The 260-nt window shown below is 74.6% G+C and carries 1 protein-coding gene; it reads left to right on the top strand.

Features of this window, described 5'->3' with window-relative positions; all coding sequences use genetic code 11:
• Nucleotides 1-51: 51 nt before the first annotated feature.
• Nucleotides 52-260 (top strand): lamin tail domain-containing protein (locus QWJ41_RS21355; RefSeq protein WP_302710516.1); only part of this gene is annotated, 209 nt, incomplete at its 3' end.

Genomic DNA, 260 nt, shown 5'->3' with positions numbered 1-260 from the left:
CCGACCCCACGGTCGGCGGGCCTGACGTCCCTCTCCTCGGAAGGCTTCTCCATGCCCATCTCCACCCGGGCCAGCCGTCGGCTGGCCCCCCACCTCGCCGGATCGCTGGGCCTCGCGGCCCAGGCCACCGGCGTGACCCAGGCGCCGGCCCACGCCGCCAGCACCGGCCTCGTGATCAGCGAGGTCTACGGCGGCGGCGGCAACTCCGGCGCCACCTACACCCACGACTTCATCGAGCTGCACAACCCCACCGACGCCGC

Source organism: Nocardioides cremeus (genome assembly GCF_030518195.1).
GTDB lineage: Bacteria > Actinomycetota > Actinomycetes > Propionibacteriales > Nocardioidaceae > Nocardioides > Nocardioides cremeus.
The sequence above is the reverse complement of the archived record's forward strand: the minus strand, read 5'-3'. Positions and strand labels throughout refer to the sequence as shown.